The 14,994-nt window shown below is 67.1% G+C and carries 9 protein-coding genes and 1 pseudogene; 5 read left to right on the top strand and 5 right to left on the bottom strand.

The features are described 5' to 3' along the window. Position 1: 1 nt before the first annotated feature. Genes E1288_RS22655 through E1288_RS22645 form a run of 3 tightly spaced genes read left to right on the top strand, consistent with a single transcriptional unit; the run spans position 2 to position 2,827 of the window. Positions 2–1,042, top strand: a complete 1,041-nt coding sequence (locus tag E1288_RS22655) for an ABC transporter ATP-binding protein (protein WP_132488218.1) — start codon at positions 2–4, stop codon at positions 1,040–1,042. A gap of 1 nt (position 1,043) precedes the next feature. Further along, complete coding sequence (locus E1288_RS22650; RefSeq protein ID WP_132488216.1) at positions 1,044–1,952, top strand: carbohydrate ABC transporter permease; 909 nt, start codon at positions 1,044–1,046, stop codon at positions 1,950–1,952. Then, positions 1,952–2,827 carry a carbohydrate ABC transporter permease gene (locus E1288_RS22645; protein WP_132488214.1) on the top strand — a complete coding sequence of 292 codons (876 nt, stop codon included), beginning with the start codon at positions 1,952–1,954 and terminating at the stop codon, positions 2,825–2,827. The genes E1288_RS22650 and E1288_RS22645 overlap by 1 nt, the downstream gene beginning before the upstream one ends. Positions 2,828–2,951: 124 nt before the next feature. On the opposite strand, the gene E1288_RS22640 is transcribed toward E1288_RS22645, so the two are convergent. Continuing rightward, on the bottom strand, positions 2,952–5,057 hold the full coding sequence (locus E1288_RS22640) for a hypothetical protein (RefSeq protein ID WP_132488212.1): 2,106 nt from the start codon (positions 5,055–5,057) through the stop codon (positions 2,952–2,954). A gap of 264 nt (positions 5,058–5,321) precedes the next feature. Here E1288_RS22640 and E1288_RS47110 point away from each other — a divergent pair, with 264 nt between their 5' ends. Beyond that, positions 5,322–5,486, top strand: coding sequence for a hypothetical protein (locus tag E1288_RS47110; protein WP_165968211.1), 165 nt, complete (start codon positions 5,322–5,324; stop codon positions 5,484–5,486). A 29-nt stretch (positions 5,487–5,515) separates the two neighbouring features. Here the strand turns inward: E1288_RS47110 and E1288_RS22635 are convergent, their stop codons facing one another. Further along, the gene (locus E1288_RS22635) at positions 5,516–8,872 is read right to left on the bottom strand and encodes a TM0106 family RecB-like putative nuclease (RefSeq protein ID WP_132488210.1); all 3,357 of its coding nucleotides are present in this window, start codon (positions 8,870–8,872) and stop codon (positions 5,516–5,518) included. 634 nt (positions 8,873–9,506) lie between these two features. On the opposite strand from E1288_RS22635, the pseudogene E1288_RS22630 reads away from it, so the two are divergent. Then, positions 9,507–9,656 (top strand): annotated as a pseudogene (locus E1288_RS22630) (transposase); the annotation flags it as partial. Between the two features lie 762 nt (positions 9,657–10,418). Here the strand turns inward: E1288_RS22630 and E1288_RS48910 are convergent. The 3 genes from E1288_RS48910 to E1288_RS22615 form a co-directional block, all read right to left on the bottom strand. Beyond that, entirely contained in the window at positions 10,419–11,042 is a 624-nt protein-coding gene (locus E1288_RS48910) for a hypothetical protein (protein ID WP_235883732.1), read from the bottom strand. A gap of 734 nt (positions 11,043–11,776) precedes the next feature. Continuing rightward, positions 11,777–12,577, bottom strand: coding sequence for a hypothetical protein (locus E1288_RS22620; protein ID WP_132488208.1), 801 nt, complete (start codon positions 12,575–12,577; stop codon positions 11,777–11,779). Positions 12,578–12,747: 170 nt separating this feature from the next. Continuing rightward, positions 12,748–13,824 carry a metallophosphoesterase gene (locus tag E1288_RS22615; RefSeq protein ID WP_132488206.1) on the bottom strand — a complete coding sequence of 359 codons (1,077 nt, stop codon included), beginning with the start codon at positions 13,822–13,824 and terminating at the stop codon, positions 12,748–12,750. Positions 13,825–14,994 lie beyond the last annotated feature (1,170 nt).

Here is a 14,994-nt window from a genome sequence, read left to right as displayed (position 1 = left end):
CGTGGCCGTCGTGGAGGTTCGGAAACTGGTCAAGCACTTCGACGCCGGCCGGGTGCACGCCATCGACGGTGTCGACCTGGCGGCCGCCGACGGCGAGTACCTGGTGCTGCTCGGCCCGTCGGGGTGCGGAAAGACGACGCTGCTGCGCATGATCGCGGGGTTGGAGCAGCCCACCAGCGGTGACGTGCTGATCGAGAATGAGGTCGTCACCGGCTTTCCGCCGCGCGTCCGGAAGATCGCCATGGTGTTTCAGAGCTACGCGCTCTACCCGCACAAGAGCGTGCTCGCCAACATCGTCTTCCCGCTCAAGGCAGTCGGGATGGGCAGCGCGGAACGGGAGGCCAAGGCCCGGTGGGCGGCCGAACTGCTCGGCATCCAGGGGCTGCTCGGCCGCAAGCCCCGCCAGCTCTCCGGTGGTGAGCGACAACGCGTCGCACTCGCTCGGGCGCTGGTGCGGGAACCGCACGTGTTCCTGCTCGACGAGCCGCTGTCGAACTTGGACGCCAAGCTGCGCGCCAGTGCACGCGACGAGCTCCGGCGGTTCCAGCGGGAGATCGGCACCACCACGATCTACGTCACCCACGACCAAGCCGAGGCGATGGGGCTTGGCGACCGCATCGTCGTGCTGGACAACGGCACGGTTTGCCAGGTCGGTCCGCCGGTGGAGGTGTACGACGATCCTGCGTCGACTTTCGTGGCCACGTTCATCGGCTCGCCGCCGATGAACCTCGTGCCACGCGACGGGGTGCTGGTCGGTTTCCGCCCGGAACACCTGCTGCCGGCGGGGGAGGTCCGAGCGGTCGACCGGGTGAACGTCTCGCTGACCGTCGAGCGGATCGAGCACCTCTCCGGCGATCGGCACGTCTACGGCACGGTGGCGCGAATCGGTGAGCCGACCCGCGTGGTCGCCCGTCTACCCGCCACCGTGGACACCGAACTGGTGCCCGGCCGGACCCACGATTTCGCCGTGGACAGCGCTCGAGTGCGGTTCTTCGACGCGGACAGCGGCCTGCGGCGGTCGCCGCTGCGGCTGGGAGGTTGAGGTGGTCGCCGCACGCTCCGCACGTCGACTCGCAGACCGGGAAGGGCTGCTGGCGTGGCTGTTCCTGCTGCCCAGCGTGGTCTACATCGTCGCCCTCGTCGGCCTTCCGTTCGTCCTGGCCATCGCGCTCGCCGTATCCGATGTGACTACCGGCGACACGTCGTTCGACTTCGCCGGCGCCCGCAACTTCGAACGCACCTTCGCCGATCCGGTGTTCTGGCGCTCGTTGAGCAACACCGTGGTGTTCACCGCAGTGTCGATGGTCCTCATCGTCGTGCTCGGCAAGGTGCTGGCCAACATCCTCGTGGCCGACTTCCGCGGCAAGTGGCTGGTGCGTCTGCTGGTCCTGCTGCCCTGGACGACACCGGTGGCACTGTCGTCGATCTCCTGGCTGTGGCTGCTCGACTCCATCTACTCGCCGATCGACTGGGTGCTGCGGCAGTTCGGCGCTCTCGGTCCCGCGCAGAACATGTACTGGCTGGGCGAGCCGGGGCTGGCGATGCTGTCAGTGATCGCGGTGCACGTTTGGCGGCTCACACCGTTGGCCGCCGTCATCACGATGGTCGGCCTGCTGGCGATCCCGAGGGAAATCGAGGAGGCCGCGCGCGTCGACGGAGCGGGCTTCTGGCGGCGGATGTTCGAGGTGACGGTTCCGCTGGTGCTGCCGATCGTCGCGGTGGCGGCGCTGTTCGGCGCCATTTTCACCTTCACGGACATGGCGGTGGTCCGGGTGCTCACCCGCGGCGGGCCGAACGACTCCACCCAGGTGCTGGCTAGCTGGGCGTTCTACCGGGGTATCGAGGGCGGCGACGTTGCACAGGGTGCGGCGATCGCGCTGTTCCTCTTCCCGTTGCTGTTGGCTGCGGCGATCGCGATTTTGCGGGCGGTGCGCAGATTGGAGGTGCTGTGATGACCGCCGGACCAGCCGGGCTGCGCCGGCGCTATGCGCGTCGGCGCCTCGCGTCCCGGGTCGGCGTCTACGCCGCGGCGATCCTCGGCGCATTGGTGTGTGCCGGGCCCTTCCTGTGGAGCGTGGTGACGGCGTTCAAGCAGAACCGCGACCTCTACAACCCGCAGAACAACCCGTTCGTGTTCAACCGTCCGTCCACGGCCGACCACGTTGGATACCTGTTCACTGACACCGCCTTCGTCACTTTTGCCTGGAACACGCTGTGGTCCGGCCTGCTGGTGGTGGCGATCACGCTGGTGTTGAGCCTGCCCGCGGCGTATGCGCTGGCCCGTTTCGGCCTGCGCTGGGCGACTCCGATGGGAATCGGAATCTTCCTCGTTTACCTGGTTCCGCCGAGCTTGCTCTTCCTGTCGCTGGGGCGGGTCGTGGTGGCCTTGGGCCTGCAGGACTCCACTTGGTCGCTGGTGCTTGTTTACCCGACGATCACGATCCCCGTGTCGGTGTGGCTGCTGATGGGGTTCCTCAAGGCGATCCCGAAGGACATCGAGGAGCAGGCGATGGTCGATGGCTACAGCCGGGTGGGTGGATTCGTGCGGGCGGTGCTGCCACTGCTGTTCCCCGGCATCGTGGCGGTGGTGGTGTTCGCCTTCACCCTTGCCGCAAGCGAGTTCATCTACGCCCTGGCGTTCGTGGCGCCGACCGACCAGATGCCGGTGAGCACCGGCGTGCCGACCCAGCTGGTCCGGGGCGACGTGTTCTTCTGGCAGTCGCTGCAGGCGGCCACCGTGCTGGTTGCGCTGCCGATAGCGCTCGTGTTCAACCTGTTCCTGGACAAGTTCGTCGCGGGGTTCACCATGGGCGCTGTGAAGGGCTGAGCTGTTCCTCGCTACCACCGTCGTGTCAACGCATTCCGGCGACGTAGGCGCGTTGAAGCGCCCACGGACGTCGCATGCGAAGTGTGAAACAGTCGCTGCGGGAATCCTTGCGTGACATCGCGGGCTACTGGACGGCCCAGTAGCCGAACGAGTCGTAGTCGGGGTAGGGGCCGACGAATTCCTGCATCGCAGCCATCCGCACGGTGATCTCCGAGTCGGTGACCAGCTCAGGCGGGATCGTGATCGTGGACTCCGCCCAGCCCCGGGCATCTGGGGCCAGGCGATGCGGGCCGATACCAACACCGTTGACGACCACGTTGACGGTGTCCGCATCGGGATTGGGTTGGCCGGAGTCATGGCGGGCGATCAATCGCACCGGGCGCCCCGGGACGAGATTGTGCAGGGTGAACTCCTCCTCGCCGAGGACATGCCGAGCGCTGTCGACCACCCGCTGACCGGCGTAGTCGGCAGTGCGAACCAGGGTGCCCGGCTGGGAATCCATCCGCGACTCGTGCACGTCGTGGTCGTGGTCGCGCTCACTCCTCATGGAGCCGACGTCGACATAGTCGCGGATCTGACCGGGTACCGGGGTCATCGGCCTGTCACCGGTGTCGGCCAGGCTCCAGTTCGCTTTCCACACCGTCATTTCCGGCACTTTCACGACAGCTTCGTCGAACAGCGATGCGTCGGCCAGCTTCTGCAGCTGCACTCCGATCTGCATCGCGTCGAAGACGACGATGTAGTCGGGACGTTGCCGCGGAGGCATGGCCCGCAGTTCCTCGTAGAGGCTGCCCATTCCGTTGATCGCGGCTTTGGCCAGGCCGTTGGTGGTCAGCCCAACGAGGTCGACGGTCTTGTGCCCGCCGAGGTACGCGGCCGCACCCACGTCGTGAACGCCGATCCGCACGCCCGGCGGGAGGTGACCTTTGGTCCAGGTGGCCAGCGTGACCACCCGGTCGCGGATGGTGGAGGAGTCCTGCCCCACGATGTGCGCCCACGTGGGCAGCGACACTGCCGTGAACAGCGCCGCGACCGACAGCAAACCGATCGACACCTGCCGACCGACCCGCCCGGAGAACCAGCTCGTGACCGAGCCGACGCCGATCACCGCAGCCAGCACGAACAACGGCAGGAAGGGTTGCAGGTAGCGAACGTTCTGCCACAGGGCCGTGGCCATCGTCGAGATCGCGAGCACTGCCAGCGAGGTACCCACCACGGTCACCAACCCGACCATCCGTCGCACACCGCCGCGTCGCATCAGCGCTGTCACGCCGATCACGGCCAGCAGCAGCGCACCGGGGAAGGTGAAGTCCTGGCGGCTCATCCCGATCAGGATCGCCAGGAGTTGTCCGACATTGCCTGCCACGCTGCTGGCGAACTCTCCGAGCGTGAAGTTCGGCGCGCTGAACAGGGACTTGGCCACCGAACCATTCAGCGAGGCGCTGCCGGTAGCCAGCTTGTAAAACCCCAGTTGGGCGGCAGTGACGACGAACGGCAGGGCACACCACAGCGCCCAGCCGGTCCGTTGCGCACTACCCCAGCCCGGCCTCCGCCAGCAGTTGACGATCATCACCAGCGACAGCGCGGAAACGAACACGAATGCCTCGAGGCGGGACAGCGCGGCTAGTGCGGCAAGCACCGGAGTGAATCGGAACAACGCACGGGGCGCCTCCGCCGTGAACATCACCAGGGTGCAGACCAACAACAAGGCCGTGAACGATATCTCCATGCCACTGGTCGCCCCCCACAGCAGCGGTCCGCTCAGCGCGACCAGTGTCCCGGCCCAGATTCCCGCGGTGCGCCCGGCCAGTCGTCTGCCCAGCACCGTGATGCCTGCTGCGGTCAGCGCATGACACACCACGCCGAGCATTACGGCCGCAGGCAGCAGCATGCTGCCCTGCACGCCAGCTAGGTACACAGCCCCTATCAAGGTGACGTACAGCAGGCTGCTGGCACCCGTGCTGATCGGATCACCGTCGTGGAACCGCAGGAAATCGCCCTGGCCGATCTGGACGGCGTACTGCATGTGGATGTAGGCGTCGTCGAGGAACGGAATGTAGTGCCCGGAGTTGTAGTAAAGATTCACCCCGACGAAGCATTGGCCTGCCACCAACGCCACGACCAGAACCAGCCATGGGGACCGATCGCGGCGCCACCGGGCTGAACCTGCCTTGCCGCGCCGGTCAGTCGCGAGCCTGCTGATATCGATGGACTTCTGTTCGATCGCCACCGAAGTGACTCCTTCCCCCGATGCACACGTGACATGATGCGGCCCGCAACGTCACCGCGGCGTCACCGGATCGTCACTGCGGCTGGACTGGGCAGACGGACGGCTGTCCGGACGTGTAGCGGACCCGCGCCCGTCGAGGGCCGCCGTGGCCAGGAGGCTCAAGTGACGGGCTGGCCGCGCGGCCGTCAGTCGGCGACGGACCTGCCCCTACTGCCCGACTGGCTGTCTGCTGCGGGCTCGGGCGGCGGGTTATGTGCACGGCTCTTGGGCGCTGTTGGAACGCAAGAACGGCTGGACGATCCCGGCAGCGTCCAGGGCATGCCGGAGGCCCGTCCGGCTGGCGTCACCGGCGACGACGCGGACCTAGTCGACTACCTGCGCACGGACGGGCTGGCGGTCGTCCATTCCGGTCCCGGATTGGACTCTTGAAGAGGTGTCGTCAACGTAGGGGTTGGGGATCAGCGAGCGGGCCAGGGGTGGGCGTCCCGCAGCAGTCCGAGCATCCCGGAGACGAGCCGCATCTGCTCGACCGTCCGGATGTCCGCCTCCAGCAGCTGCGGGCTGCACACCAGCACCGCCACCGACTGCGCTCGCGACAGTGCCACGTTCAACCGGTTGCGGGACAACAGGAAATCCAGTCCGCGGGGCAGGTCGATCGCTGACGAGGATGTCATCGTCGTCACCACCACCGGGGCTTCCTGGCCTTGGAACCGGTCCACCGTGCCGACGCGCACGTCGCCGAAACCGGCGTCGGCCAGCGCGTGCGTGACCGTCCGCGCCTGCAGGTTGTACGGCGCCACCACGAGAAAATCCGCGTCCGTCAGCGGACGGCCCTGCCACGTGCGCCCGTGCAGGTCCGCGATCACCGACATGACCTGCGCCGCTTCCTCGATCGACCGCGTGGTGTTCCCGCGGTGCTCCACCGACGCGAGGTACAGCCCGGAGGCGAAGCCGTCGACCGAACGGTCCGCGGACGGGTGCGAGTGCAGCAAACCTGCGTACGACAACCGGGAAACCGGTGCGCACACGGCCGGATGCATGCGCCGTGTCTGGTCCAGGAAGTAGCCCAGCTCGGGCGGCATGATGTCCGCGTCGCCGATCAGGTGCCCCAACGCCGACGCCTCCGCGCCTGCCGGGTGCGTGCCCTGCACGACCTGCGGCAGCTGCTGCGGATCGCCCAGCAACACCACGTTCTTCGCGCACATCGACACGGCCAGTGCGTCCGCGAGCGCGAACTGCCCGGCCTCGTCGATCACCAGTACATCGAACGGTTCCTCGCGCACGGCGGCGTTCGCGAATGTCCACGCGGTGCCGCCGACGAGGTGCCCGTCGTTGTGCTCGGCGCGCCATTTGGCCAACGCGTTGTTCGTCTTCGGCTGTTCCCACGGCAGCGCGGGATCCGGCGTCCGGCGCGGCCGTTTCGCGCACGCCATCGACGGCGCGTTGCCGAGCGCGGCGGACAGCACGTTCTCCACGGCCTTGTGGCTGTTGGACGTCACACCGACCGTCCGCCCGGACCGCACGAGGTGCGCGATCAGCTTGCCCGCCAAGTACGTCTTCCCCGCCCCGGGCGGGCCCTGTACCGCGAGCACCGACCCGTCGAGCGCGTCGACCGCCTCGATCACGGTGGCCACCGAGTCCTCGCCGGGCGCGGGCAGCGCACCGCCGCGCAACCGCGGGATCCGGCGCAGCAGGTCCACGCCCGGATGCGCGGGCAGCTCCGGGAGCGTTTCCCCGACCAGCCGGGCCAGGTCGGCCACGGCCTCGTCCTTCGGCGCGGGCCGCACCGGGCCGCCCGGCAGGACCGCGACCGGTCGCTCGTCCGACGTGCTGTCCGGCGCGCTGCTCTCCTCCAGAGTCAGCTCGACCGCCGACGCCGCCACGACCTTCGCGTCCCGCGCATCGGCGCTGTACCGCAGCCGCACGCCGTCCCCGACCGCGAACGGATGCGGCCGGTCCGGGTCGCACGCCACTGTGAGCGTGCGCTTGGCCGTGCGCAGCCGTCCCGACGGCGGCACCCACTCGCCTGCGGACACCGACACCGGCACAGCGCAGGTCGTGTCCGCCTCGAGGTCGCCGACCGGTGCGGCGAGCTGCCGGAAGAACTCCCACCACGCCGGGTTCGTCTCGCGCCGGTGGTAACCGACGGAGGCGGCGAGCAGCGCGCGAGCGTGGTCGTCCGGGGTGAAGTCGGCGGGATCGTCGGGCAGGCCGTCGAGCAGCGGGTCGACCAGCGCCGCCATCGCGGCCGCGCGTTCGGCCCGGCGCAGCGCGGCCTCTTCCTCCTCCGTCTGTCGCAGCAGGGCGTCCACTTCGGACTCCGGCGCCGGGGTTGCGAGCTCGATGCCCGCTTCCTCGCGGACGCGGTGCAGGAATTCCAGCAGCCGCAACGTGGACACGCAGTCGTACTCGTTGTAGTCGGCGATGCCGCGCAGCACCTCGTCGGCCTCTTCGATGTCGCCGGCCTTGGCGAGCGTCAGGTAGTCCTCGTACGCCTCGATGCTCGACACGGCGGTCTTCACGTCGCCGTCGCGGGTTTCCGGCATGTACAACGGTTCGAGGTACTTGATCGAGTAAGACCGCTGGCCGACGCGCAAAGCCTTGCGCACCACGGCATACAGGTCGACCATCCGGCCGCTGCGCAGCAGTTCGTCCACGGCTTCCTCGCGCGTTCCGTGCACCGCGGCGAGCCGCTTGACGGCCGTGACCTCGTACGGCGCGTAGTGGAAGATGTGCGCGTCCGGATCGTCGGTCAGCCTGGCTGTGGCGAAGTCGATGAACTCCTCGAAGGCACGCTTCTCCTGCGGACGCGTATGTGCCCAAAACGGTGTGAAGCGCGCGTCGGGCGTGACGGCGCCGAACAGGTACTCCAGCCCGGCGCCGGCGAGCGCATACGGGTCGCCTTCCATGTCGAAGAAGATGTCGCCGGGGCTCGGTGGCGGCAGCTCGGCCAGCGCCGACGGGTCGATGACCTCGTACGCCAATTCCCCGGTTTCGTCCTGCCGCACCTGGATCGCGGCCTGCGCGCGCAAGGTCGCGAACGTGTCCGCCGACATGTCACGCGGCCGGTCCGCCGGCTCGGCGGTGGCGAGCGCGTCGATCGTGCCGAGCCCGGCCGTCACGAGCTTGCGCCGCTGTTCGCCACGCATGCCCGCGACCAGCGACAGGTCCCGGTCCGCCTCGCGCGCGGACGAGCAGTGGTCAGCGAAGCCGCAGCCGGTGCAGGCGGGTCGTTCGTCGGCCCACATGCGTTCCGGCAGCCGTGGCGGCCGCGTGACGAGCCGGTCACGGAGGCGATCGAGCAGCGGCAGGAAATCGTCGACGCGCAGGCTGCGCGTGGTGCCGTCACCGAGCAGCAGGTGCATCTCCGGCCCGGCCGGCCAACCGGCGCGGCGCAACGCGTCGGCGTACGCGGTGAGCTGCACGACCGCGGCCGGCTTCGCGTGCCGCGCGAGCTTCGTGTCGTAGACCTCGTAGCGGCCTTGGTCATCGCGGAGCAGGAAATCGGCGCGGCCGGAGAACTCGCCGTCGTGGAAGACGGCTTGGTAGACCACCGGCGCGCTCGCCCGCAGCGCTTCTTCGGTGGCCTTCGCGGCGGCGACCTGGTCGGGCTCTTCGATTTCGATCACGGTCTTGCGCTCGTCACGCAGCCGTTCGAGCGTGGCTGCCTCGTGCGCGCGGCCGTGCTTGACGGCCAGCCGGTCGGGCCCGGAGCTCGGGCGCGGCGCGCCGGGCAGTCCCGCCGCCAACGCTTGCTTGAGGATGCTGCGGTGTTCGCATTCGAGCAGGTCGGCGAGGTCGGACGGGGTATGCATCGCCTGGCAGTCTGACATGCGCGCCTGTCCAGGTCGGCGCCGTGGGTGCCGACACGCCGTGGCAGTACATCCCGGTCGTGCGGGCGGCGATGACCTCGACAGCCGCCGGGTTCGACCGCACCGCGCACGAGTTGGCCGGGTCCCTGGGCGAGGCCACCCGGGTGCGTGATGCGAGGTCGTTCTCGAGGAGCCAGAAGCACCACAGCATGAGGGCAAGCAACGCCGTGAGAGGCCCTAGCCACAGATCCGGGAAAACCGTGGGGTAACTATGTCTCCGAGGGTTGCGACTAACCACACGGCTTCGGCTATCTGGGAATGGTTGATTTTGGTGGCGAGTTCGCTGTCCCGCCTGTCCCATCGGGCGTTCATTCGGGCCATCACGGCGGGACAGGCAAAGTGCCCTTGTGCAGTGCGGAAACGCTGGTTCGCGCGTGGTGGGGACGGGTGCTGGCCGGTTCCCATCGTGTCCTTAGAAGCCCTGTGCGGCATCCAACGGGTGGCAGAACCGGTGACGCCTCCGGTTGTCCTGCGGCGCCCCGCCAGCCAGCCTCAACCTGCACGATCCTGTCAGTGTTGAGTGAAATTACCTAAACGGTGGTAGTAGGTAATCTTGCTGTCGTTGTGGAGGTGTCTGGTGGCCCGGCGGCGACCGTGGGAGGTCGACGACGAGTTATGGGAGTTGCTCGAGCCCTTGCTGCCGCGGAGCACGCGGGTGCCGGAGAAGGGCGGGCGGCCACGGATCGATGACCGCAAGGCGCTGCAGGGCATCTTGTTCGTGCTGCACCCTATGGTCTGGATAGCGAGCCCAATCTTTCTATCTCGTCCGCGATACGAAAGTCGTCACCTTCATTGGTCCACTTCGCAAAACCGAACCCATTGGGATTGGCATACAAATGCTCCCCCGAGGAGCGGAGATCCACGTTAGCGGCCACCAAAGTTGGCAAATATCTTCTACGGTTCGCAATACGTTTGATCGCCAAAGGGTTTAGTAAATTGCCGCCCCTGTGATATTTTAGCGCAATGAGGATTGGCGACCCGTAATCTTCGCCATCCTTAAGGGCGAGAGTAAGATCAATTAGATCGTCGTCGGCGTGTAGCGTTACCTTGTATCCTTTTTGCGTTCCGAACCCGACCGCCGCGGCTGCGTTAGAACGGCCCAGCGCTTGCGTTGATCGCCTGCGCCTGACATCGCCTAGGTGGGACGTTATGCCCTGCGGCGCTGCAACGGCATGCCCCGGGATCGGCGCGGCGAGGTTTCCCTTGACCCGGCACAGGATGGCCGGGGCGGAAGGGTCCGAGGGGCCCATTCAGTCCACTGCCATCGACAATGACCCGCCCCGACACACCCGAATACCGCCGAAACGTCTGCAGGTGGGGCATGGTTGCGGTCTGGACAGGAGCGATCTCCTTCGTTATCTGGAGGTCAGTTTTCACTCTCAGCTACGTCAGCGATCTAGTTCTCCCGGGGTGTGGCTTACGAGTATCTAGGTGCTGTGAGGCACTGATCGGGTGTTGGGGCTCCACTGAGGGTGCTCCGGCGGTCAGGTCAGCTGTGCGCGGCTTGGATGATGGTGCGCCGTTGTTTGTGGTGTTGCTCGTAGTCGGCTACAGCGGCCTGCTCGTCGGCGGGCATTGTCCGCATGCGCGGAAGGATCTCGCCGACGCCCATTTCGTCATAGCCGGCCCAGGGCTCCTCGCCGCGTAGTTCGTCGATACGGCGCAGGATGCCGGTCCGAGCCCGATTTCGCGTTTCGTAGTCCTCGACCAGGCGCAGCTCGCGCTGGGACAGCCCCGGCAACTGCTCGGTAATCTCGCCGACGGTGCGGCTGTCATAGCCGCTGATCGGCAACTCATCCGCTTTTGCGCGGCCGGATGGCTCAGCCTCGACCCGTGCGGTACCGGAACGTGACTTCTCCGCGGTGCGGCCGGAGCGCTGTGCGATCACGGCACCCACACCGATCGCCACCGCCACCGGCCACTCGATCACCGCGAACGCGGCCAGCGCTCCAAGGCCACCGTAGAAGGCCGTCATCTCCCAGGAAGGAAGAGAGCCCCGAACGGCGTTAGCGGCGCCTGCGAGATCATCGCGAGTGGGAATGTAGTGATCGGGTTGGTGAAGCTCGGCGGTAACGCCGGGGAGGCGCGCCGTCGTTGCCTGCTTGGCAGCCATGATCCCCCCTCATGCAGCCCCTATCGGGAGTAGACATCGAATCCCTACCACTAGGCTATCCTCGGCGACGCCCAGGTGGTGCGAGCCGACCGGCCTCTGCTTTCCCGGCGGCCCGTCAACCAGCGGCAGCGAGAGCCCCGAGCCGACCTCCATATGCTGGTCGACACGCTGGCGGCTGACGCCTTCGACCCCGCGGCCTACCGGGACGCATACCGCAGAAAAGCTTCAGGAGCGGATCGACGCCAAGCTCGCAGGCCGCCCGGTCGTAGTGCCATCACCGCGGGGCAGTGGGACCGCCTTCCAGACAGCACGCTATCCCTGACCAACCGCTCGGACGGGGCTAACTCCAACGTCGTCCGGTCCGGGCAGTCCTCCGGTGTCCACGGGCAACCACGTCCAGTACGGCTGGCTGTACGCGTGGCCCGTGCTGCGCTTTTCGAAGATCCGGTAGCGAGCGGTGTCCCGGTCGACGAGTGCGACCTAAGTCCGCCTAGTTCCGTACAGCTAGTCTGACCTCGTGGCCCCGCGGTCGGTCCCACTCTCAGTCTCTTGGCTACGCGTCGGCGAGTCCGTGATACTCGACGGCCCGTCGGGGGCAGCAAGACCCATATCGCTCAAGCACTGGTGGGCTCGTGTTGACGTCTCGGCCCGCCATGCGGACGAATTCCGCCGGACCGCCCCGACAAGAGCCTTGCGCGGCGCATCGGAGTTGAGAAGCGTCCGTTGGCCGTCTTTCAGCCTCCGTCCGGGGTCGCCTCTTCCACCAGCTCGCGCTGCAGCAACGCCAGCTGTCCCGCCATGTCCACGACCAGGTAGACCGGCCGGTATCGCGTCCACACTTGCCCCGACTCTTGGTCGTAGGTGTTCGGCATCGCGTAGCCGAGCGGCGCGTAGGCCATCATGTCGTTCGCCCGGGTGGTCAGCACGCACCGCTTGAGGTGGTCGTGGAAGCCCACCACACTCGCCACGCCAGGGCCGTCCGGCTCCTGCCTGCGGAGCTCGGCGACCTTCTTGGCGATGTCGTCGGTGCTGAGGTACTTGATCGTCCCGTCTTCGGCGATCTCCGGTTCGATGGAGACGACGTGGTCCATGTGGTGCTTCTCCGCCAGGACCTGGGCGATCTCCCACTGCGCGTATACCGGTAGTCGGCGCTCCTGGCGAAGCTTCGAGATCACGTAGGCCAGCGCCTCGTTGGTCGGGCCTGGCTCGGGGCGGACCTTGGCAGGATCGCCGCCGTTGGCCGGTGGCCGGTTGCCGAACGCGAAGGCGATGATGAAGTCGGCCTCCGCCACCGGCGCCGTCTCCGCGTGCCATTCGAAACCCACGTCCCATATCCACTCGACCATCCGCTGGGCGGTCTCCTCATCCGCCAGCTCGCGGCTCAGCGCCGAGTGCATTAGCGCCTGGAGTTGCGCGTCGGGAACGTCCTGCAGAGAGCCCTCTCGCAGGCTCTGCGCATGGCCGGGCGCGGCGCCGAGAACGAGGGGTGTCGCGGCCCCGAGAGGCGCGGCGGCAAGGAACTTTCTGCGGTCCATGGTGTGGGTTGCTCCTGGTTGTTCGTGCCACGGCAGTGCGGTGCGGCCGTCATCCTTCATCGCGGGCGCGACCGACCGGCGCTCCTCACCTGGCGCCGAAAAGAATGCCCGATGACGCCTTTTCTCAGGTCACCCCAAAGCAAGGCGTCGTGGCGCATGGAACTCTCCTGTTACCCGGCACGCGGTCCGACGGTGTGGGTGTAGGCGAGGGTCGCTGTCGCGGTGGCCGGATCGGACGATTCGACGAGGTAGGCGTCGATGGTGATCGCGGTCGCGGTGATGGACAAGGTCATGAAGCCGCGGCGGGAGAAGTCCTGCCAGTGGAAGTCGTTGGTGACCTTGCTCTGGCCGCTCTCGGTCTGCGACGATGCGCCGCACACGATCTGCTGGGTGCCGCGCACCGGGGCGAGGATCTGGGAGCAGTGGTCGTGCCCGGACATGATCAGGTCCGCCCGGCCCAGCACGATCTCCTCGTACAGTTCCTTGAGGTGCTTGCCGCTGGCGTAGTCGTCTAGGGTGACGCCGTTGTACTCGCCGGCATTGCCGTAGGGTCCGTTGTTGATGTACGGGTGGTGGGCGAGCACGATCTTCCAATACGCCCGCGACTCGCGCAGTTTCGCGTCCAGCCACTCCCGCTGCTGCTGCATGTAAGGCCCGTTCCAGGTGTAGCGCGGGTCGAGCTGCGGCAGGAACGACGCGACCGGGTTGCTGTCCAGCGCGAAGAACTCCACCACCGGGTTCGGTGAGCCGTCCGGCAGCGGCACCGAGTAGTAGCGGTCCGGCATGTACCAGCGCTGCGAGCTGTTGTGGTAGGCCACCTCGTAGTCGCCGCGCGCGGGTCCGTCACCGCCGCCGGGCATCAGGCCGCTGACGTCGTGGTTGCCGAGGATCATCAACCACGGCACGTCGATTCCCACGTTGGGCTGCTCGAACTTGGTCTGGAACTCGTCGTCGTCCGAGCTTTCCGGCCCGTCCAGGTAGAGGTTGTCACCGAGCCCGAGCGCCAGCGAACAACCCTTCTCTGCGGCCACGCGGCGGGCTGCGGCGGCGACCGCGTACTGCGCGGGCTCGCCGGTGCCCGCGTCTCCGGTCACCAGGACGGTGAGCTCGCGGGTGGTGGGCAACGGGAACTTCCGTGTACTCGCCGAAGCCGCGACCGGTGCCAAACCGACGCCGACGGCCGCGACGACCGCTCCGGCCAGCAGCTCCCGACGCCGGATGGCATGGGTGACGTGCTCTTCTCGCATGCGCGGTGACGCTACGCGCGGTCAATCAAGACGATCAATCTTCCGGGTGAACTGAACACAATCAGAGCATGAAGATCCGCGCCGCCGTGGCCGATCGTGTTTCTGCAGCTTGGGAACCGTCCTCGCTGGACTGAACGGGTGGGATTGTGTCGTCGGTGAGCACTCGGCGGATGAACGCGATCCGTTCCTGCTGGCCCAGCGGTGCAGCGTTAGATGCGAATGCTTGGCGCACATCGCCAGCCCAATCCCCAGCATGAACGACAACCACGCCTTCCACTCTCCAGGAGCGCGGTGGTTGTGGGTTTTCCATAGCCCGATGGCGGAAATCATCAAGAGGCCACCGACGATGAGTGGCCAGAGAGCCGCTGTGGTCTCGTCGGGGCCATACCGCATGGCGAACTCTCACCCGTGGCGGTAGGAGACGTATGCCGTCCCGACCGCGACACCGTGCCGGCCAAAAACGGTTGTCGACTCCGTGCCCGACGGCATAACCAACCGCTGAACCAGAACACCCGTCATGGACACAGCAAAGGAAAGCAGTCCACAACATGATTGATGGGAGGCTCGCCGTCCCGTCATCGACGTCGTGGACAACACCCGTCAACAACAGTCAGATAAGCGCCGCGATCGTCGACAAAGCTTAGTGCACGAAGTCAGTCAGCGAACGCGGACGGGAGATCCCGATGATCGAAGCTCGCCAGGCTTGTGCGGGCAAGACCCCCTCCCCGCGAATGCTGGCCAGGTTGCTCCGGCCCACGGTCCTACTTCCAGGAATGGGTATGGCTACAGGCGGGAGGTGCAGGGATGTCGCTGTTGCCGGGCTTGTCGCTCGGGTCCTTGATCGATGCGGCAGCCGAAACCGGGTTCTCTGGCGTGCGCGGTGCCGCAGATGTGGCGGGCATGCTCCTCGGCGTTCGGCGACGTGGAGTGTGGTCGAGGCCGGGGCGCTGTTACATCGAGGTCCGTGGAGTCGACGGCCCGCGGGGAACTGTCGTAGCGCGGCTTGTAGAGCAAACCCTCGAATCGCATCCGGGCGTGCTGTGCCCTCTTTGTCAGGATGAGATGAGACACCTGGTGTGAGTGCCGGGTGCCGGAGCGAGGGCGGGATCGGAGATCCTGATAGACGTGTCCACTTCATCCGACAGGCCCGGCAAGCCGGCTCAGCAGCCT

This window comes from Saccharopolyspora elongata (assembly GCF_004348985.1).
GTDB lineage: Bacteria > Actinomycetota > Actinomycetes > Mycobacteriales > Pseudonocardiaceae > Saccharopolyspora > Saccharopolyspora elongata.
The sequence above is the reverse complement of the archived record's forward strand: the minus strand, read 5'-3'. Positions and strand labels throughout refer to the sequence as shown.

Coding starts and splice junctions, on each gene's coding strand:
- E1288_RS22620 (WP_132488208.1), bottom strand. CDS start 12,577: ATGGACCGCAGAAAGTTCCTTGCCGCCGCGCCTCTCGGGGCCGCGACA.
- E1288_RS22635 (WP_132488210.1), bottom strand. CDS start 8,872: ATGCATACCCCGTCCGACCTCGCCGACCTGCTCGAATGCGAACACCGC.
- E1288_RS22615 (WP_132488206.1), bottom strand. CDS start 13,824: ATGCGAGAAGAGCACGTCACCCATGCCATCCGGCGTCGGGAGCTGCTG.
- E1288_RS22645 (WP_132488214.1), top strand. CDS start 1,952: ATGACCGCCGGACCAGCCGGGCTGCGCCGGCGCTATGCGCGTCGGCGC.
- E1288_RS48910 (WP_235883732.1), bottom strand. CDS start 11,042: ATGGCTGCCAAGCAGGCAACGACGGCGCGCCTCCCCGGCGTTACCGCC.